Raw genomic sequence first — 19,226 nt, 5'->3', positions numbered from 1 at the left:
ATGCCCAACGACCCAAACCCGAACGGTCCGGAGCCGAAGCCCGGCGAGGGCGACCAGGGCGAGCCCAAGAACGACCAGGGCACCAAGCCCGGCGACCAGGGCGAACCGAAGCCGGGCGACCAGGGCGGGGACGAGTTGTCCGCCGAGCGCACCGCGCGAACGGCTGCCGAGAAGCGCGCCGAGACCGCCGAAGCGGAAGCAACTCGGCTCCGCCGGTCGAACGCTGCACAGAAGCCGGGCGACCTTGACGCGCTCCGCGAGGAGATCCGAACCGAGTTCACGGGGCAGCTCGTCCGCGCCGAGATTCGAGCGGCTGCCGCTGGTCGGCTCCGTGATCCGGCGGACGCTCTCGCCCTGGTGGACGTCGCCGGACTGATCGGCGAGAGCGGGGACGTGGACACCGCCGCGGTAACTGCCGCGCTGGACCAGCTCGTCAAGGACAAGCCGTATCTTGCGCTCGCTGCGGACACCGCTTCGACGAGCCCGGCCCCGTGGGGTGACGTGGGCTCGGGGCAGCGCGGAAGCACCGAAGCGAAGGACGAGCCCGCCACCCCGTTTGACCGGCTCCGGGACGCGTACGGCACGGCCGGCTAACTCCGCATCACACCAATTCCGAGGGTCACACGCAACGTGTGCCCCTTTTTTCATGCCCAAATGGAGGGGTAATCCATGGCGCTTTCGCTCGCCGAGTCCGCCAAGCTCAGCTCCACGAATCTCCAGCGTGGCGTAATTGAGCTGTTCGTTCAGGAGTCCAGCATTCTGGACCGAATCCCGCTGATGCCCATCGAGGGCAACAGCTACAGCTACAACGAGGAAGCGACGCTGCCGGGCGTGGCTTTCCGAAGCGTCAACGAGGCGTACACCGAGAGCACCGGCACGGTGAACCAGAAGTCGGAAAGCCTGGTCATTCTCGGCGGGGATGCCGACGTTGACCGTTTCATCGTCCAGACCCGCGGCAACCTGAACGACCAGCGGGCCGTACAGACCCGCATGAAGGTCAAGGCAGCCGCGTACAAGTTCCAGGACACGTTTTTCAACGGTGACGTGGCGACGGACGCCAAGTCCTTTGACGGTCTGCGTAAGCGACTGACCGGCGCTCAGGTCATTTCGTCCGGTGTCAATGGGCTCGGGCCGGTCGCTGGTGGTCACGAGTTCCTTGACCTTCTGGACACTCTCGTTGGCTCCGTGCCGGGCCTGAACAGCTCGAACGGCGCTCTGTACGCCAACCGGCAGATCATCGCGAAGATTCGTTCCAGCACTCGCCGGCTCGGCGGCTTCGACATGGTCAAGGAGGCGATTACCGGAAAGCTCGTCGCCACCTACAACGGCGTTCCGCTGCTCGACCCCGGCCAGACTGCCGCGGGTGCGGACATCCTCCCGCAGACCGAGACGCAGGGCACGGCAGCGGACGCGTCCAGCATCTACGCCGTGCGCTTCGGCCAGACCGAGGACGACCAGGCCGTGACCGGTCTCACCAACGGCGGGGTCATGGTCGATGACCTCGGACAGCTTGAGACCAAGCCCGCCTACCGCACCCGCATCGAGTTCTACTGCGGGCTCGCCGTGTTCGGTGGCAAGGGTGCCGCGCGCCTTAACGGCGTCCTCGCCAAGTAGCCGGAAGGGGTACGGAATTGCCGCCGCGTAAGCGTGCCGCAGCGTCCGCCCCGAAGATCCCGCACACGGATTCGTGCAACGCCCCGACCCGGATCGAGAGCTTCCCGGTTCTCGACTCGGACGGGGTGGCACGAACCGTCACGCGGTGTCTGGCGTGCGCCGCTCAGACAGTCAAGTAAGAGGGGGCCGGTATGGAACTGCCCGCCCTCGCCACGTCGGGCCAGTTGGCCGCGTGGATGCAACGCGAGCCGGACGAGCTGCCCGCGTCGGCTTCGATGGTGCTGGACGTGGCGTCCGCCATCGTGCGCCGCGAAGCCCGGCAGTCATTCACCAGGGGCACCAGCTCGGCACTGCTGTACCCGCGCGAGGGGTGGGCGGTGCTTCCGCAACGTCCCGTGGTCTCCGTACAGGGGGTCACGGTCGCCGGTAAGCCGCTCGCCCCGGACCGGTGGCAGCTCGTCCGGGACCGGTTGCGCGTGCCCGACGACCAGCCCGTGACCGTCACGTACACGCACGGGTATGCAGCCGTGCCCGGTGACGTGCTCGCGGTTGTGCTCACCCTCTCGGGCCGAGTGCTCACGAACCCCGCCGATCTCCGTCAAGAGTCGGTCGGCTCCGCGAGCGTCACCTACTCCGCCGAGACCATCGGGGCATCCCTCGCCCCCGCGGACCGGGACCTACTCGCCCGGTACCGCAAGCGCGTATCGGTGGTGGGGCTGCGGTGAGCGTCCACTACTCCCAAACCGTCGTGCTCGTACGCGCGCCGTTCGTGGTGGACCGGTACGGCAACACCACGTCCGTACGCGATTGGGCGAACGCCACCAGGACGACCGTCCGGCGGGTTGCTGTCCAGCCCGACGCGTCCACCGAGGACGGCGGAGACCGCCCCGTTGTGGTCTCCGGGTGGCGGCTGATCACCCGCCGCGGAGTCGATATCGACCTAGCACCAGGGGACCGGGTGGTTGCGCTCGGGCGGTTGCTGGACGTGGACGGAGACGTTGCCCGCTGGACGCTCTCGGGCCGACACCACCACACCGAAGCCCGCCTAAAGGAGGTGTCCGGATGAGCCGACGCTTTCGCCCGAACCGGTCTGGGATCAACAGCCTTATGCGCACGCCCGAAACCGGGGCCGAAGTGCGCCGTATCGCCGAACGCATCGCGGAATCTGCGGGCTCGGACGGGGGCGGCTTCCGCACCGACTCGGCACTAGGCACCCGCCGTTGGCGTGCTGCCGTGATCGGCAACTACGAGAAACAGCGGGATGCGGAAGGCACTCGGCGGGCACTGCTCCGCGGGCTGGACGGTGCCGATTGAGCCGCCCCGTAGTCGTCATGCCGGATGCCGTGGCCGTGGTGACGGGCTATCTCCGATCTGCTCTCGCGGCAGCCGGCGAGCCCGTCCCCGTGGTGTCCCGCATCCCCTCGCCCCGCCCCTCGCGGTTCGTCCGCGTGGAACGGCTCGGCGGACTGCAACAGACGGTCGTGTCGGACCGGGCCCGGCTGGACTTCCACGCGTGGGCAGCCACCGAAGCGGACGCGCACGACCTTTGCGCCCTGGTCCGCGGGTTACTCGGGGCGATTCCCGGTGTCCGTGACGGGGTGACGGTCTACACCGTGACGGAAGTCGGGGGCCCGCAGTGGCTTCCCGACCCCGAGTCGACACAGCCTCGCTATGCGTTCGCTGCGGAAGTCCACATGCGCGGGGTTCCGCTTAAGTGACCCCGGCTTAGGGAACTCCGCTTCCGTCGTTGCCTATTGCTATCTGTGCCGCTTCGGAGAAATCCACCAGAGTCACAGCTAGTTCCATACTCAATTGCTCAACTTCTCCGATAAGCCGTAGGTAGTGCTGGTATGCACTGTTGGGATTTGCGGTTTCCTCTGATGCCCCAGGCAGTTCGCCAGTTCCAGCGCAGCTTTCAATCTTGAATACGAGCGCTTGCGACTTTCGGTGAACAGACCGACTCACGGTGAGCACAGATGCTGGCCCGAGCAGGCTGATCTCTAGCCATGCTTCCTCGATGTGCGTCAACTTTTCGGCCGCAGCGTCAGCCATATCTGAATCGTAAGCGCCCATGAGGAAGACGTTCGATAGGGCGTCGCCATGGCGGATGAGCGACTTATAGGCGTCATAACGGGGCTGCCGCTGATCCTTGCGATATGCGGCACGGGCGGTTATTCGCGTGTTCTCGCGTTGCCACCAACCTGTTGCAAATGCCGCCCCGATGGTTGCCACCGAGCCAGCCAGTGCACCGCTTACCGCGGCTATTCCTGCGTCCATAGGGCAACTCTATCGCTTGCCGGACGAGCGCATTCCACCTATTACCACACAAAGGGACACCCATGCCTCTAAACGCTAACGCCGTGCGCGTTGCGATTACCGGTGCCGCGTACGTGGCTCCGCTTACCTCCGTCAAGCCGACCGACGCAACAACCGCATGGCCGAGCACCGCAACCGATATCGGCTGGATCTCGGATGACGGCATTACCGAGTCCAACTCTGCCGACACCACGGAAATCAAGGGATGGCAGGGCGGGCAGACCGTCCGAAAGGTCATCAGCTCGTCCGAGATGACGTTTCAGTTCACCGCCATCGAGACGAGCAAGACCGTTCTTGAGCTGTACCACAAGGGTTCCAAGGTGGTCACCACGTCCGGCAAGTCCGTGCTTGCGGTCAAGGCACCGGGACCGGACCGGCGACAGTTCGGATTCGACGTGATCGACGGTAATTCGCATGTCCGCATTGTCGTCCCGGACGGCGAGGTTACCGAGACCGGCGATATCACGTACAAGGGTGACGAAGCCATTGCGTACGAGCTGACCATTACCGCCTATCCCGGTACGGATGGCGTGGTGGCAATCAAGTACAGCGATGACCCGTCCTGGGGTGCGGAACCCGCAGCTTAAGCGACCCGCCGAGCGTTCCTTTATCCCTAGGAGAAAATCACAGTGAGCGATACTTTCAACCTTGACGTATGGATCAATGAGGCTCGGCGTGAGCCTTTCCGGTTCGAGGTTTCCGGCCGTACCTTCGCGCTTGTTCCGGCGGGTGAGCTGGACAAGAGCATTCTGAAGAGTGTCAACGTCAGTGCGCCGAGCCCCGAGGACATTGAGTCCTTGCTTACTGCGGGTCTCGGTGACCAGTGGGCCCGCTTCGATGAACTGCCCCTGCCCCTCGCCGCGCTCGGTGAACTGTTCCGGCAGTGGCAGAACCATGAGGGTGCCCCGGTGGGGGAATCGCCGGCCTCTGCCGACTCCTGACAGAGCACGGGGAGGCCATAGAAGCCGACTTCCAACGCTACTACCGCACCGATATTCGAGACCTGTTCCGGCCCGATTCCGGGCTCACATGGCGGCGGGTGCGCGCCCTGGTGGTGAACCTTCCCGCCGATTCCGCGCTAGGTCGGGAAATGGCCGGAGAAGATTCCGGCTGGACCCTGGAAACACAGCTACTCGCCGCACTGCATGACCGGCTCGCCGAAGCCAATTGGCAGCGAGGGAATGCCGGGGCCAAGTCCCCGAGCCGTCGCCCCCTGCCGATTCCGCGGCCCGGTATCCGTTCGGATCGCATCGGCCGGACCACACGAAGCCCCCAGGAAGTTGCCGCATATCTCGTGCAGTTCCAGCCGGGAACGGGGGGCGACTAATGGCCGTGGAAGTCGGAATGGGCTATGTGTCGCTCGTTCCGGAAGTACAGGGATTCGCCGGGGAACTGCAAAGGCAGGTAACCGGCCCGTCCGAAGCGGCGGGACAAGAGGGCGGGCAGACAGCCGGCGAGGGCTTCACCGGGGAAATGGGTGGAGTCCTTAAGGGCGGGCTTGCTGCCGTAGGTATCGCGGCGGCGGCAGTTCTCGCAAAAGGGTTCATGGATGCGCTGGACCAGACAGCCATTAACGGCAAGATCCAGGCATCCCTAGGCAGCACACCAGCCGAAGCGAAACGTTACGGCGAAGCTGCCGGACAGTTGTACGCCCATGGCATCACGGATTCCGTGGAGGATGCCGCGGCGGCGGTCTCCGGAATCATGCGAGCGGGCATCCTTCCGCCGGAGGCGACTAACGCCCAAATCGAAGAGATAACCGGCAAGGTGTCAGACCTCGCCGATACCTTCGAACTGGACCTAGGGCAGACAAGTAATGCCGTCGGGCAGATCCTTAAAAACGGTCTGGCAAAGGACGGCACGGAAGCCCTGGATATCCTCACGGCGGGGATGCAAAAGATGGGTCCGCGTGCCGATGACATGGCGGACACGTTCAACGAGTACAGCACCAAATTCCGTGATCTCGGGTTGTCCGCTGCGGATGCCGTGGGGCTCATGTCCCAGGGAATGCAGGCGGGTGCGCGGGATACGGATACGATCGCTGACTCGCTGAAAGAATTTCAGATCCGGGCGACGGATGGCAGCGCGTCCAGCACGGCGGCATACGAGGCAATCGGACTTAGTGCCGAGGAGATGACCCGCAAGATAGCCGCGGGAGGTCCCGGTGCCCGCGAGGGATTGCAGCAAGTCCTAGACGGCATCAAAGCCATAAAGGACCCCGCCGAAAAGAACGCGGCGGCTGTCGGGCTTTTCGGAACGAAAGCCGAGGATCTCGGGCAAGCCCTTTACGCTCTGGACCCGTCCACTGCTGTCAAGGCAATGGGTGAAACCGCCGGGGCTGCCGACCGCATGGGCGACGCGCTACACAACAACGCGTCGGCCAAGATTGAACAGTTCAAGCGGACTGCCCAAGTTGCTCTGTCGAATTTCATCGGCAACGAAGTGTTGCCGCCGCTCATATCCTTTGCGTCGACCGCCAAGGATGTACTAGGGCCCGCTCTCAGCACCGCAAAGGATGTGGTCGGGGGGTTCTTCGGCTCGTTCGCTTCGGGTGCCGGGGGTGCGTCCATAGCCGGGCTCGGACAGATGGTCATGGGGCTTGGTATCTCCATTCGCGATACTCTCGCACCGAGTGCGTCCGCGCTGGTGACGCAATTCCAAACCAGCGTTCTCCCCGCTCTGCAAGGCGTTTGGTCCGTCGTGTCCGGGCAGATCATCCCGGCAGTCATGGCGCTTTACGGGGCCATTTACGGGGCGCTCGCTCCGGTCTTTACGAACCTTGCCCTGATCTTCACACAGTACCTTTACCCCGCCGCTATGCGGATCTATACGGCGATCCTGGAGAACCTACAGCCGATCCTTTCGGCACTGGCCAAATTCGTGACCACACGGGTTGTGCCCGCCGTGCAGATGATCGGCCAGAAACTTTCTGATCTCGTACAGAAAGCACAGCCCGTCATTGCCGTAGTGGCCACGATCATTACGTGGGTCGCACAGCTTGCGGCCAAAATTCTTGGGGCCGCCATTCCGGTCCTGCTGCGGCTCGCCGGCCCGGTGTTCTCAGCGTTGTTCACGGCGTTGGGTACCGGTATCGACTGGATCGGCAACGTCATCGGGTTCGTCGGAAAGCTCGGCACGGCGTTCGTCGACAGCGTTCGTTTCATTGCCGAGTTCGGACGGCAGTCCCGTAAGAAGATCGGGGAGTTCACGGACTATATGCGCGGGCTGCCGGGCCGGATCGGAAAAGCGCTCGGCAGCTTCGGGCGACTTCTGGTCGACCAGGGCGCGGACCTGGTGCGCGGTCTGTGGGAAGGCGTCCGCAATATGGGCGGATGGCTCCGGGACAAGCTGATCTCTTGGGCCAAGTCTTCCATCCCCGGACCGATCGCCGACGCACTTGGGATCAACTCTCCGTCCACGCTCATGCGGGACCAGATCGGCAAGTGGATTCCCGCGGGTGTCATCGATGGAATCGACCAGGGGCAGCGGAAGTTGGACGCTCGCATTCGCATGATGGTGCAAGCCCCGAGCCACTTCCGCGTGCCGAAGTGGACAGCCCCCGCACCGAAGTACGACCCAACGCAGCATGAAGATTTCTGGGACTTCCTGACGGAGGTCAAGAAGCTGAATATGCGGGACATCGTGTTGCGCGTCGGGGAGCAGGAACTAGCCCGCGTTGCGGCGCTCGGAAAACGTCAACTCGACAGGAGGTGAAGGCAGTTGAGTATGTGGATCGGTCGTCCCGGAAGTCTGCGTGAGATCCGGGACGGTGCGTCCAGGTTCGAGCGTTCGCCCGATCTCGGGGTGTCGGAGTTCCGGGCGCTGGGCGGGGGTGTGACCACGTGGGTTGCGCCCGTCAAGCCCCGGCGGCTGGTGCTGTCCTGGTCGGCCATGGAAGGGGACGACGTGGCGCACCTTGACCGGCTCGCCCGGCGGATCGGGGGGAACGGTCCGATAGCCGTGCTGGACCCGCTCGCCGGGAATCTGTTCAAGCCCGCTCAGGCGGACGCCACTACGGACGCGTTGATCACGGCGTGGTTCCTGGCGTCCGCTGCGGGAACGGGCTCGGTCGCATTCGACCCCGGGGCGCTGGTGTTCACGTTCAAGCCCACCACGGCAGACGGGTCGGTCGGGTGGGCGGGGACCGTGTTCGGAAACTATCCGGCTGCCCCCGGCATGCGGGTGAGTCTCGCGGCTCCGCCCGCCTTTCCTGCCACGTCCACAGTCAAGATCGATTGGAAGACGACGAGCGGAACCTACGTCGCCACGTCGTCGGCAGTCGGACGGGTGTTGAACGCGGTTGCTCCCGCGGGGGTGGGCTCGTTCACGCCCGTGGTGGTGCCCGGAGCCGTGGGGACGTACTCGCTCGCAGGTGCGTGTGTGGCCGTCGACAGTACGGCCGTGGCGGGCCGACCGGGCGAGGGCTGCCCCGGTTACAGCATTACCGACTACACCCATGCGGCAACACCGGGGAACGGCGCTTACCGGGACATCGGGTTGACGCTGGTGGAGGTGACCGGTGCGGCCGGCTGACAGTGCATTGATCGCTGCGTTGAAGACGGGCGAGCGGCAGCTAGCGCAGCAGACGCGATTGGGAGGCAAGGACATGTCCGCGCAAGTCCAGTCGTGGTCTCTGGAACAGAGTTACGGCACCGACTTGCCCGACGCGATGCGCGCATTCAGCGGCTCGTCCAGTGCGTCACTGTCGCTGACGCTCGCCGGGACCGACACCACCAGTGCACCCGCGCTGTACGGGCCGTGGGCTCCGCGCTCGTCGGGGGATGCTGTGCGCCCGGGACAGTCGATCGTCCACCGTTGGGGACTCGGGGGCAGCACTATTCCGGGCTTCCGCGGCAGTCTCCGGGCCCGCTCGGCACAGTCCGGATCGGACGCCGTACAGGTGTCTGCGCTGGACGGAGCCGAGCGGCTACGGATGCCCGCACAGCTTCCGCGCCCCTCGGGGGGCATCGACTCGGACACGCCGTTCGGGGCGTCAACCAACTGGGTTGCCAGTCCCGGATGGTGCGTGGACCACCTGCTACGCAACGCGGGAATCCACACGTGTCCGCCCCCGCGTACGGGTGCACTGCTGTACGCGAGTCTGCACGGGGGCGCAGCGGCCAACGTCGGCTATCTCAAGAGCCTTTCGGGCGACTGGTCGCAGTGGACCAAGACGAACGCACCATGGGAGTGCGCCGTACAGGGCTCGTCCGCCGGAACGACCAAGGCGGAGTACGCACCGCTGGTGCGGGCGGTCAACCGCAACCACACGGACGGCTTCTGGTACGAGGTGTGGATAGACAACACCGGGGTCACGTCCGGGGACCGCAGCGTTGACCTTTCTCTGTCGTGGGTGCCCGCCATCCTGACCCCGGTTTACACCACGCTCCGGGCCGACTTTGCCGCTGGAACGGTGACGTTCTTCAACGGCACCAGCGCCACCCCGGCAAGTAACTCGTCAACGACGTGGACAGTTGCCGCGCTGACGCAGCAGTCCGGGCGCTGGCACTTCGGCATGTGGCTCACGTTCTCGTCCACGGGTGTCCCCACCGTTGAAGGGACGGTGCAGTACCCGAACGGCAGCGGTCTCATCCTGCTGCCGGGAACCGTCGGCAGCGCCGTGCCCGCGGGTGCCATGGGAAACGTGATCCTGCGTATCGGCGGGATGCGGGTGGAAGCCCTACAGGTCTCGCAGTTGGCCGCGAAGCCAGCGACGCGTGACGAGATCATGCAGAACGGGACGTGGAAGAGAACGGCCACCCTGGACGTGCCGGACATTCCCTTGCGCGTGATCCCCGTAGTCAACGGGAGCGCATGGGAAGCGATCACGTCGATTGCTCGGGCCACGCTGTCCACGGCGGAGTTCGACGGGGACGGCATCTTTCGGTGGCGTAGCCGTAGCCGCTGGTCGACCGCCCCGAGCGCGGAAAACCTCACGGTGACGTCGGAACGCGAGTTGGCAGCGCTGACGATCACGGAGGAGATTGACGCGTGCCGTAACCACTGCTCGGTGAAGTGGGCGAACTGGTCCAAGGTCAAGGCCAACAAGGCATGGACCAAGGCAGCCGCGAACGTCTTTCAGATTCCCGCCGGGGGCTCGTTCAGCATCGCGTGGAGCATCGGGGACGACGAGTTGGACACTCCGCCCCCGTTCACGTACACCGATGCACTGCCCGACTGCATACGGTTCGTCAACGCCAACACCGACGCTGCGGCCATGGTCTACGGGGCGGTGGAAGTCGGGACGCGTCGGGAGAACGGCACGCTGGTGCTCTCGATGCGCAACCGCAGTGCTTCCGCGGTGTGGCTGCGTGGGGCGACCAGTGGCGCGGCTTCGGTCGTGCTGCTGACACCGAGCATCGACAGTGGGGCAGCACCCGCAGACAACTGGTCGGCTGCCTGGAACACGACCAGCCAACAGGCGTACGGGGTGCAGGCATTCGAGCACGACCCCGGCGGTTGGGTGCAGGACTCGGCTTCGGCCGCATCCCTTGCCACGGCGTTGCGCACGGCGGGTGCGTATCCGTATCCGCTGCTCGGCAACGTGGAGATCCTGCCCGACCCCCGGCTACAGCTCGGGGACGTGGTGCGCGTGGTCGATACGACCGGGGCCGCGCTGAACACGCTTGCGTGGGTGATCGGGATACGGACAGCCGGCGAGGGGACCGCCGTGCGACAGACGTTGACGCTGCGGGCTACCGCGTACAACGGGGTTCCCGTGGATGCCGGACTGACCCCGGACCCGCCCGTTGATCCGGCGGTGACTGTGTAAAGGGGGGATGGATGACACAGGAAGAGATCGAGGCACTGGCCCGGCAGATTGCCGCGTTACTGCCCGGCTATCTGCTCTACCGGGACCCGCCGCAAGTGGCGGTCGGCTCGCCGGAATCGGAAGTCGGGGCGGGCTCCACGGAGATCACGGCCGTGGAGGTGGACCAGGTGGCGCCCGATGAGTGACGACCAGGACGAGCCGCTAGGGGTCCGGATCGGTGCGCGCGAGATCTACGACGAAGTGGTGGGGCTCCGCGAGGACGTGCGCTCTCTCGGGCAGGCAGGGGAGAACGTGACCGAGACGCTAGAGGATCACGAGACGCGCATTCGGGACCTGGAATCCGAGCGGGGGAAGTTCGTTCTTCCCGTCGCCGTGGTGACCGCCGTTGCGACCGTGGTTGCCGCCGGGCTCGCCGTGGCCAAACTCGCGCAGTAGGCAGCCGACCGGCTGAACAAGTCGAAGAACACCAGCCCCGTCCGGGCGATATCCGGGCGGGGCTTTTTCATGCCCTGGAGGGGACAGCATGGCCAAGTTTTCGGGTGCCACGTGGCGACCGATTCCCATCAACTACACCGAGGGTGGACAGAGTTCGGTCCGTGGCCTGGTGGTGCACATCATGGCGGGCACGCTCGCCGGAACCGACTCGTGGTTCCGCAACCCCAAGGCGCGCGCGTCCAGCCACTTCGGCACCGGTAAGGCGGGTGCGCTCTATCAGTGGGTGGACACCGCGGACCGCGCATGGGCTCAGGCGGGTGGCAACACGTCGTGGCTGTCCATCGAGGACGAGGGGCAGGGCGGGGACGAGCTGACGTCCGCGCAGATGGACCGGATTGCGGAAGTGTTCGCATGGGTCCACAAGACGTACGGCGTGCCGCTTCAGGTGGCGTCCGGCCCGAACGGCAAGGGGCTCGGCTATCACGCCATGGGCGGTTCCGCATGGGGCAGTCACCCGAGCTGCCCCGGCTCGCGGATCATCGCTCAGCTTCCCGAGATCGTGACGCGCGCCAAGCGCATTGCCGCGCCTGCGGCCCCGACGTTCGCCCCGTTCCCCGGTGCCGCGTTCTTCAGGAACGCTCCCCGTTCGGCGCTGATCACGGCCATGGGCAAGCGGCTCGTTGCCGAGGGATGCGGCAAGTACGCGACCGGTCCCGGTCCCCAGTGGACCGAAGCCGACCGGAAGTCCTACGCGGCTTGGCAGCGCGAGCGCGGGTTCACCGGATCGGCTGCCGATGGCTGGCCCGGCAAGACCACGTGGGACGCACTGCGGGTTCCGAGGGTCTGACAACTCCCCGTGAGCGGTGCCCCGTCCGGCGGGGACCAGCTCGGGAACGCAAATCCAAAACGTTCACGCACAGCAACAACAGGGGGAACCCATGCCGCAGTTCATCAAGACCCATCCGGCCCGTATCTACGCCGTATTCGTCGCCGCTCTCGCGCTTGTCGTCCACTACGTGCCGGATCTTCCGTCCGCGCTGATTCTCGGTCTCGCCGCTGCGGTGCTCGGTACCGGTGAGGCTGTCCAGCGCACCGAGGACGCCAAGACCGCCACGGCCGGCGAGCACCAGGGCGACGACCAGGCGACCGCCGAGTGAGCTTCCGCCATGTAGCACTCATGGGCCGGGCGGGTTCCGGTAAGGACGCCGTGGGGGCTCGGCTCGTCTCGCGGTTCGTGTTCGCTCGCGTCGCGTTCGCGGACCCGTTGCGGGACATGGCTCTGTCCGTGGACCCGTTCATTGGTTACGAGCCCACGGGTTACGGGCCACTGCCGATCCGGCTGTCTGACGACGTGCGCCGCCATGGGTGGGACCGAGCCAAGCAACGGCCCGAGGTGCGACGCACGTTGCAGCGGCTCGGGCAGTCCGTCCGGGACCAGGACGAGGATTTTTGGCTTCGGCTCGCCCTCGCAAAAGTGGACGTGGCCGAGCGGTGGAACCTGCCCGTGGTCGTGACGGACTGCCGGTACGAGAACGAAGCCGAAGCGCTCACCGCTCGCGGGTTCCTTCTGGTCCGCGTGGACCGTCCGGGCGAGCACGGACCAGCCGGCGAGGACGAGCGGCAGCACACCAGCGAGACCGAGCTAGCCGACTATCCGGCGGACGCCGTGCTCACCAACGGGGGCACCCTCGCCGAGCTGCACGCACTCGCGGACCGGCTCGCGGTTCCCCGCTGACACCAGCGCGAGGGATGACGGGATGACGCTCCGACCCCCTCTTTGGTTTTCTCTCTATTTTTTTAGACGCATACCAAAAAAGGGTCCTAACCGTCATCCGTCATCCCTCGCCGATCACCCACCAGAACGATTACGAGGGGACAGCCATGCCCGGAGCCATCCGGACTATCAAGCGCGGGGGCTCGCGCTTCTACATAAGCCCCGAGACCGCCGAAAAAGTGCCGGGCGTAACGTCCGTGGTCGGAATGCTTCCCAAGCCGTTCCTGACCTTCTGGGCGGCTCGCATGACCGCAGAAACGGCAGTCGAGAACCTGGACGCCGTACGGGCTATCGCCGGGCGCGACCCCGCCGGGGCTGTTGACTTCCTGCGGAACAGTCACACCCGATACACCAATCTGCGGGCAAAGGTCGGCTCGGATGCGCACGACCTTTTCGAGCGCATGATCCGGCTGGAGGAGATCGGCCGAGTCCATCCGGACATGGAGCCGTACCGGCTCGGTTTCGCCGAGTTCCTGCTAGCTGTGCGTCCCGAGCTGATCAGAGCCGAAGACGTGTGCTGGTCGGACGAGCACGGCTACGCGGGCAGCTTTGACGCGATCATTCGGCTACGGCTCGGCGAGGACGGAAAGCCCGACCACGAAAACGGCGAATGGCACACGCTGTTGGTGGACTGGAAGACGAGCAAGAGCGCGTATCCGGACGTGGCACTACAGCTCTCCGCGTACGCCCATGCCGACCGGGTTATTTCTGCGGACGGACAGTCCGAGCCCATGCCCAAGGTGGACGGCGCGGCGGTTCTCCACATCACACCGGACGGTTGGGTTTTCAAGCCAGTTCGCATTGACGAGGAAATCTTTAACGTGTTCCTCACGCTGCGGCACGTGTTCCAGTGGGACCGCGAAATCTCCAAGACCGTGTTCGGCAGCCCGATTGCGCAGAGCGTCCGACGACTCATCACCGGGACGCAGCGACGCGGCTAAATCCCGCACCAGCACCAGGACGAGCACACAAATGGCTCGTCCTTTTTTCATGCCCAAAATCAGGGGGAATTCACAGTATGGCTATTCGCATCTTCGAGACCGACCCGGACGCGCTGCCGAAGGGCACGTTTTCGGATGACACCGTGGGCCGATTCCACTCGGGCCGGTCGGTCAACGGTATTCCGGAAGCTCTCGCTGACTGGAAGGTGACGACCGGTGACCCGGACGTTGCCGCGGCTATCGCTCAGCTCATGGGCGGGCAGCCGGAAGAGACGGACAGCACGTCGGAAAACTACATCGAGATTCTGACGGGTACGAACCGCGTAAAGGTGGTTCTGTCCGGGGCTTCGGCGGTCTCGTCCGATATGAAGCTCTGGAACGGCAACGTCCTTATCCATCACTGTGACGGGGTGGAGTTCCTTTCCCCGGAGACCGACATGGGTAAGCCGTGCGGTTGCCCGCCGCTCATGGAGGACCGGAAGGCGGCTCACAAGGCAAAGCGGGGTCCGGGGCCGAGCATTTCGGTTCTGTTCCGGCTCGCCGAGGATTACGACCTTGGCCTTTTCCGTTTCCAGACGGGCTCTTGGAAGCTCGCCGAGGTCCTGCACGAAATCGCGAACGCTCTGGACAAGGTGGACGGCGAAGCCCTCGCCGAACTGTCCATTGAGCTGGTGGAGTACACCACCAAGAAGGGGCGGGACGTCTCGTACTTCAAGCCGGTAATCAAGGTTCTGAAGTCCTGGAACGACGCCATTGCCGAGCCCAAGACGCTCTGACCGGGCGGCCGGCTAGGGGGCTCCGAGACGTTCTCGGGGCCCCTTCAATGGGGGAGAAATCACATAGCAATTCTAGAACTGTGCGCCGGTTACGGCGGAATCGGGCGGGCTGTCGAGGCTCTGACCGGCGACAGGATCAAATACGTTGCGGAAATCGACCCGTACGCGTCCCTGATCCTCGCGACCCGCTACCCGCACGCACCGAACATCGGGGACATTACCGAATTCGACTGGTCCACCCTCGCGGGAAAGGTGGACATCATCACGGCGGGGTTTCCCTGCCAGGACATCAGCAATGCGGGGAAGCGGGCGGGGATTCATGGCGAGAGGTCGGGTATTTGGGAAAGCGTCCTCGGGGCCGTTCGCGTTCTTCGACCACGGCTCCTTTTCTTGGAGAACGTATCCGCCATCCGAAACCGGGGCTTGGCGCACGTACTCGCGGGATTGGCCGCGAGCGGGTACGACGCGCGATGGTGTTGCTTCCGCGCGTCCGCAACTGGAGCCGCCCACCATAGAGATCGATGGTTCTGCATCGCTACCCCTGCTACCGACTCCGTTGGCATCCGACGCGTCTAAGGGTCCGGATTTCGCGCGAGACGGGAGACAGGGAAGCGGCGGGCAGGATCTCGTTACCGCGGTGGCAAGGCTTTTCGACAAGGACCGTGCAACACGGCTTTTCAAGACACCCACGGCCAATTTGGGGACCAATGGTGCCCCGCAGCATCCGGACAAGCGCCGCGAGGGCGGGCATGGGCCGACACTCGATGACGAGGTTTCGTTCCTTCTGCCCGTTGACCCGGAAGTTGCCGAGGAAACCCCCGGGGCTTTCCATTCCCCGCCGGAATGGTGGGCCGAGTTTGGGCCCGCAGTACACCGCTGGGAAACCGTCATGGGCTCGCCGGCTCCGATTCCGGTGGAGTTCGGCCCCCGTGGCGGTCGTCGGCTCTCGTCCGTTTTTGCGGAATGGCTCATGGGGTTGCCGCGGGGCTGGATCACTCACATTCCGGGACTCAACCGTGCCAGGCAGCTAAAGGCAGCCGGTAACGGTGTCGTGTCGCAACAGGCGTTCACGGCGTATCTGCATTTGCTGAATCACAAGGAGGGAAAGACGGATGGGTAAGCGGGGGGTCGTTACCGATTACGCGGGCGAGGAGGTTTACCGGGGTGACCTGGTGGCCTACGCGGCACGGCAGGGAAACCGCGTGCGCCTCACGGATGCCGTGGTTGACAAGGTGACTACGCGGCTTGTGGACGGACGCTTGCGCGCCATGCTGCGAGTCCAGCCGACCGGGGTGGAGTCGGGTTTCACCAAGCGTCGCTCTCTCCGTAAGGAGTGGATTTCCGCCGAACACGTCCGGCTCATCATTCCGAGCGTGACGGACGAGCGCGTTTAAGCAACAGACCAGGCAAGGGCCGGGCGACCGATACGGGTTGTCCGGCCCTTTGCTGTGTGGGGGGACCAATGGAACTTGAGATAACTGCCGAACGTGCCCCGGCACTTGGGGACGTGCGGCAGCTCGGGCGGGGCGACACGCTTCGACTCCGGGCCGGATGGATGACTCGGGCGGACTGGCTGCGCTACCTCGCGGCAGCCGCTCACGCCGTGGCACGTGGTGCACGCGTCCACCAGGGGGCCGACCATGGCTAACCCGAACAAGGCGCGCGGGACCATGTGGGAATCCGCAGTGCGGAACTTCCTTAACGCTTTCCTTGACCTGGTCGACGGCAACGGGGTGTTCCGCGACCCGTTCGACGGCATGAACGTCCGCAGACCCGCGCAGGAAGGCGCACGCGATATCGGGGACGTGCACGCTGCCCCGTTCATTCTCGAATGTAAGGACGTGCGGAGTCCCGCCGTACCGACGTGGCTTCGGCAAGCCCGAGTGGAAGCCGTGCATGCGGGCTTCCCGTATGGCGTGGTCGTGCACAAGGTGCGCGGGCTCGGGGTCCGCTCGGGACGTGTGCATTTTGACGTACGTACGTGGACCCGGACACGTACAGCGCTCGGGCTGTCCTCGCGGGACATGTGCGACCGGTACGGGTTCACCGCTTCGCTGCGGGGTCTCGACTCGGGCCGCTGGTATCTGACGACCGATGTTGAGCGGTTCGCGCGGCTACTCGCCGACATACGGGCGGGGGTGGCTGGTCGTGCTGTTCGCTGATCTGCTCTCGCGCTTCGGCTCCGCCGACGAGCACCAGGACGGCGGATACTCCGCGCTCTGCCCCGGACACCAGGACTCGCGCCCGAGCTTGCGCATATGGCGCGGCGAGGACAACAAGGTTCGGATCACGTGCCGGGCCGGCTGCCGCACCGAGGACGTCATCACAGCGGTACGGCTGTCCTGGTCCGATCTGTTCGACGTGACGGGCCCCGGTGCCACGGTGTCCGCCGAGCGTCCCGAGCTGGTCCCCGCGCGACTGGTCGCCGGGCTCGCCGCGTACACCGACCGAACGTCGGCAGCTCTCGGGGACTACTCCGCCGAGTGGGCCGGGAAGGCTCGGGCCTACCTCGCCGACCGGTTCGGCCTCGACCTGGAGACCGCCGCAGAACTTCGGATCGGCGTGGACCAGGGCGACCAAGGCGACGGCTTCCCCTACCTCTCTCGCCAGTACCGGACGCACCCTCGCGTGACCGTGCCCCTGTACGGGTTCGACGGGATAGCGCGAGGGCTACAGGGGAGGGACCTTTCCGGGCAGTGCCCGGCACGGTGGCTGTCTCTGATCAATCCACGCGGTCACCGCTGGTCCCCGTTCGGGGTGTTCCGCGGTGCTGGGGGATACGGGACGGTCCTGGTCTGCGAGGGACCGGGGGACGCGCTCACCGCTGTTGCGTGCGGCTATGACGCCGTGGCGATTCGGGGGGCTGCACTCGCCGGCTCGCCCGAGCTGGTTGCCGAACTCGCCGAGGGTCTGCGGGACTCGCTCGTCATCCTCGCCGGGGACGCCGATACGGCGGGCAACGGCTTCTCTGCTCGGCTCGCTGCGGGTCTGGCCGGACACGGCGTGAACGCGCTACGGCTCGAACTGCCCCGCGAGGGCGACGACTTGACCGCATGGCGCGAGCGGGACCCCGAGCGGTTCGCGCCCGAGCTGCACCGTGCAGTCAAGGCAGCGAAGCCCGTTCGCGACACCGCCGATGCGGAAGCCGAAGCACGGTCCGCCGAGCTTGCCGAGCGCACCGGGGCCGACACCGTGACGCGCGACCAGGGGGCCGAAGCCGCGGAGATCCTTGCCCGCCTGGTGGGACAGCTCGGCGAGTCCGACGCGATGAACGCTCACGCGCTCGTCGCCTGGTGCGGGGGACGCATCCGGTACGCGCCGGGGCTCGGCTTCTATTCGTGGGACGGCTCGGTGTGGGTGCGCTCTGACACCCGCGTACGGCAGGAGATCCACCGTATGGGGGCCGCGCTCGTCCTCGCCGGGCAGACGCAAGCCGCCCGCGGGTTCACCATGACGAGCCGAATAGACGCGCTCATGACGGAACTTCGGTCGGTGCCCATGGTCCGTGTGGAAGCCGTGGATTTCGACAACCGGCCCGATCTGCTCGCGTTCCGCAACGGTGTGGTTGATCTCCGCACGGGGCATGTCCGTCCGCACGAAATGCGCGACATGCTGACGTACGGACTGGATATCGACTACCGGCCCGAAGCCGAGTGCCCACGGTGGGAATCCTTCCTCGCCGAGATCTTCCCCGGCATGCCGGACATGCCCGCCTACATTCAGCGGCTCATCGGCTACGGGATCACCGGGCACGTCACGGAACAAGCCTTTGCGGTCATGTGGGGGAAGGGGGCGAACGGTAAGAGCGTTCTGGTGGACACTCTCACGGCCGTGTTCCGGGCTATCAGCAAGACCACGCCGTTCGCCACGTTCGAGGCAAAAGCGAGCGGCGGAATTCCGAACGATATTGCCTCGCTCCGCGGTGCTCGGCTCGTCATGGCGTCCGAGGGTGAGAGCGGGGCACCCATGTCCGAAGCAATCTTGAAGCGGGTCACCGGTAAGGACATGATCAGTGCCCGCTATCTCCGCCGTGAGTTCTTCGAGTTCAAGCCGAGCTTTCTCCTGTTGCTCGCCACGAACCACAAGCCCAAGTTCAAGTCACAGGACGAGGGGCTTTGGCGACGCGTCAAGTTGCTGCCTTTCGTGCGTTTTTTCGCACCCCATGAGCGGGACCACTCGCTAGACGTGCGCCTGTTGGCGGAAGCCGAGGGCATCGCAGCGTGGGCCGTACGCGGCTCCGTCCAGTGGTACGCGGGCGGGCTGCAAGACCCGCAGGTCATCACAGGTGCAAGCCGCGAGTACCGCGAGACGTCGGACCAGCTCGCCGGCTTCTTTCCGGGGGTCTTGGAGCGCACCGACGACGACCAGGTGATGAACGGGACCGAAGCGTTTAACACCTATTTGGAGTGGTGCGAAGCCGAGAACCTTCCGGCTCGCGAGCGCTGGACTCGGCGCACCTTTTACGACGCCATGGAAGAGCGCGGGGTGTCTCGCCGAAAGACCATGCTGGGAATCGCTCTGGTCGGTCTCCGCGCTGCCGACGAAAGCCCGGATGTTGCCGGTCCGGGAATCTTCGGAAGCTGATCACTGACCATTTA

The 19,226-nt window shown here is 65.4% G+C and carries 24 protein-coding genes; 23 read left to right on the top strand and 1 reads right to left on the bottom strand.

Annotated features, from left to right (window positions below; genetic code table 11):
- The 6 genes from G3I56_RS15335 (at position 1) to G3I56_RS15310 (ending at position 3,332) form a co-directional block, all read left to right on the top strand.
- Positions 1–594 carry a hypothetical protein gene (locus G3I56_RS15335; RefSeq protein WP_164409534.1) on the top strand — a complete coding sequence of 198 codons (594 nt, stop codon included), beginning with the start codon at positions 1–3 and terminating at the stop codon, positions 592–594.
- 75 nt (positions 595–669) lie between these two features.
- Positions 670–1,614, top strand: a complete 945-nt coding sequence (locus G3I56_RS15330; protein ID WP_164409533.1) for a major capsid protein — start codon at positions 670–672, stop codon at positions 1,612–1,614.
- Between the two features lie 191 nt (positions 1,615–1,805).
- Positions 1,806–2,339 carry a hypothetical protein gene (locus G3I56_RS15325; protein WP_164409532.1) on the top strand — a complete coding sequence of 178 codons (534 nt, stop codon included), beginning with the start codon at positions 1,806–1,808 and terminating at the stop codon, positions 2,337–2,339.
- The gene (locus G3I56_RS15320; protein WP_164409531.1) at positions 2,336–2,680 is read left to right on the top strand and encodes a hypothetical protein; all 345 of its coding nucleotides are present in this window, start codon (positions 2,336–2,338) and stop codon (positions 2,678–2,680) included. Before G3I56_RS15325 ends, G3I56_RS15320 begins: the two co-directional genes overlap by 4 nt.
- Before the next feature lie 41 nt (positions 2,681–2,721).
- A complete protein-coding gene (locus tag G3I56_RS15315) occupies positions 2,722–2,928 on the top strand; it encodes a hypothetical protein (protein WP_239134907.1) in 207 nt (68 codons plus the stop codon).
- Between the two features lie 17 nt (positions 2,929–2,945).
- The gene (locus G3I56_RS15310) at positions 2,946–3,332 is read left to right on the top strand and encodes a hypothetical protein (protein ID WP_164409529.1); all 387 of its coding nucleotides are present in this window, start codon (positions 2,946–2,948) and stop codon (positions 3,330–3,332) included.
- A 7-nt stretch (positions 3,333–3,339) separates the two neighbouring features.
- Here G3I56_RS15310 and G3I56_RS15305 read toward each other — a convergent pair whose 3' ends face one another.
- Positions 3,340–3,891 (bottom strand): hypothetical protein, encoded by a 552-nt coding sequence (locus tag G3I56_RS15305; RefSeq protein WP_164409528.1) that lies wholly within the window; start codon positions 3,889–3,891, stop codon positions 3,340–3,342.
- 83 nt (positions 3,892–3,974) lie between these two features.
- Between G3I56_RS15305 and G3I56_RS15300 the strand changes: the two genes are divergently transcribed.
- The 17 genes from G3I56_RS15300 to G3I56_RS15220 all read left to right on the top strand — a co-directional run bounded on the left by G3I56_RS15300 (position 3,975) and on the right by G3I56_RS15220 (position 19,212).
- A complete protein-coding gene (locus G3I56_RS15300; RefSeq protein WP_164409527.1) occupies positions 3,975–4,517 on the top strand; it encodes a hypothetical protein in 543 nt (180 codons plus the stop codon).
- Between the two features lie 42 nt (positions 4,518–4,559).
- Positions 4,560–4,871, top strand: coding sequence for a hypothetical protein (locus tag G3I56_RS15295; RefSeq protein WP_164409526.1), 312 nt, complete (start codon positions 4,560–4,562; stop codon positions 4,869–4,871).
- Positions 4,872–5,256: 385 nt separating this feature from the next.
- Positions 5,257–7,644, top strand: a complete 2,388-nt coding sequence (locus tag G3I56_RS15290; RefSeq protein WP_164409525.1) for a phage tail tape measure protein — start codon at positions 5,257–5,259, stop codon at positions 7,642–7,644.
- 120 nt (positions 7,645–7,764) lie between these two features.
- Positions 7,765–8,463 carry a hypothetical protein gene (locus tag G3I56_RS15285; protein ID WP_203689944.1) on the top strand — a complete coding sequence of 233 codons (699 nt, stop codon included), beginning with the start codon at positions 7,765–7,767 and terminating at the stop codon, positions 8,461–8,463.
- Positions 8,450–10,702 (top strand): hypothetical protein, encoded by a 2,253-nt coding sequence (locus G3I56_RS15280; RefSeq protein ID WP_164409523.1) that lies wholly within the window; start codon positions 8,450–8,452, stop codon positions 10,700–10,702. The genes G3I56_RS15285 and G3I56_RS15280 overlap by 14 nt, the downstream gene beginning before the upstream one ends.
- 11 nt (positions 10,703–10,713) lie before the next feature.
- The gene (locus tag G3I56_RS15275) at positions 10,714–10,887 is read left to right on the top strand and encodes a hypothetical protein (protein WP_164409522.1); all 174 of its coding nucleotides are present in this window, start codon (positions 10,714–10,716) and stop codon (positions 10,885–10,887) included.
- Positions 10,880–11,137, top strand: a complete 258-nt coding sequence (locus tag G3I56_RS15270) for a hypothetical protein (RefSeq protein WP_164409521.1) — start codon at positions 10,880–10,882, stop codon at positions 11,135–11,137. Before G3I56_RS15275 ends, G3I56_RS15270 begins: the two co-directional genes overlap by 8 nt.
- 88 nt (positions 11,138–11,225) lie before the next feature.
- On the top strand, positions 11,226–11,984 hold the full coding sequence (locus G3I56_RS15265; protein ID WP_164409520.1) for a peptidoglycan-binding protein: 759 nt from the start codon (positions 11,226–11,228) through the stop codon (positions 11,982–11,984).
- Between the two features lie 91 nt (positions 11,985–12,075).
- On the top strand, positions 12,076–12,294 hold the full coding sequence (locus tag G3I56_RS15260; protein WP_164409519.1) for a hypothetical protein: 219 nt from the start codon (positions 12,076–12,078) through the stop codon (positions 12,292–12,294).
- Positions 12,295–12,344: 50 nt separating this feature from the next.
- Positions 12,345–12,872: a hypothetical protein gene (locus tag G3I56_RS15255; RefSeq protein ID WP_203689943.1), complete on the top strand. Its 528-nt coding sequence runs from the start codon at positions 12,345–12,347 to the stop codon at positions 12,870–12,872.
- Between the two features lie 146 nt (positions 12,873–13,018).
- A complete protein-coding gene (locus G3I56_RS15250; protein WP_164409518.1) occupies positions 13,019–13,852 on the top strand; it encodes a hypothetical protein in 834 nt (277 codons plus the stop codon).
- Positions 13,853–13,929: 77 nt separating this feature from the next.
- The gene (locus tag G3I56_RS15245) at positions 13,930–14,628 is read left to right on the top strand and encodes a hypothetical protein (protein WP_164409517.1); all 699 of its coding nucleotides are present in this window, start codon (positions 13,930–13,932) and stop codon (positions 14,626–14,628) included.
- Positions 14,629–14,691: 63 nt separating this feature from the next.
- Positions 14,692–15,204, top strand: a complete 513-nt coding sequence (locus G3I56_RS15240) for a DNA cytosine methyltransferase (protein ID WP_164409675.1) — start codon at positions 14,692–14,694, stop codon at positions 15,202–15,204.
- 61 nt (positions 15,205–15,265) lie between these two features.
- Positions 15,266–15,748, top strand: a complete 483-nt coding sequence (locus G3I56_RS15235) for a DNA (cytosine-5-)-methyltransferase (protein ID WP_164409516.1) — start codon at positions 15,266–15,268, stop codon at positions 15,746–15,748.
- The gene (locus tag G3I56_RS15230) at positions 15,741–16,022 is read left to right on the top strand and encodes a hypothetical protein (protein WP_164409515.1); all 282 of its coding nucleotides are present in this window, start codon (positions 15,741–15,743) and stop codon (positions 16,020–16,022) included. The genes G3I56_RS15235 and G3I56_RS15230 overlap by 8 nt, the downstream gene beginning before the upstream one ends.
- 246 nt (positions 16,023–16,268) lie before the next feature.
- Positions 16,269–16,790: a hypothetical protein gene (locus tag G3I56_RS15225; protein WP_164409514.1), complete on the top strand. Its 522-nt coding sequence runs from the start codon at positions 16,269–16,271 to the stop codon at positions 16,788–16,790.
- 220 nt (positions 16,791–17,010) lie between these two features.
- A complete protein-coding gene (locus tag G3I56_RS15220) occupies positions 17,011–19,212 on the top strand; it encodes a phage/plasmid primase, P4 family (protein WP_203689941.1) in 2,202 nt (733 codons plus the stop codon).
- Positions 19,213–19,226: the final 14 nt, after the last annotated feature.

This window comes from Streptomyces sp. SID12488, from assembly GCF_010548275.1.
Lineage (GTDB): Bacteria > Actinomycetota > Actinomycetes > Streptomycetales > Streptomycetaceae > Streptomyces.
The sequence above is the reverse complement of the archived record's forward strand: the minus strand, read 5'-3'. Positions and strand labels throughout refer to the sequence as shown.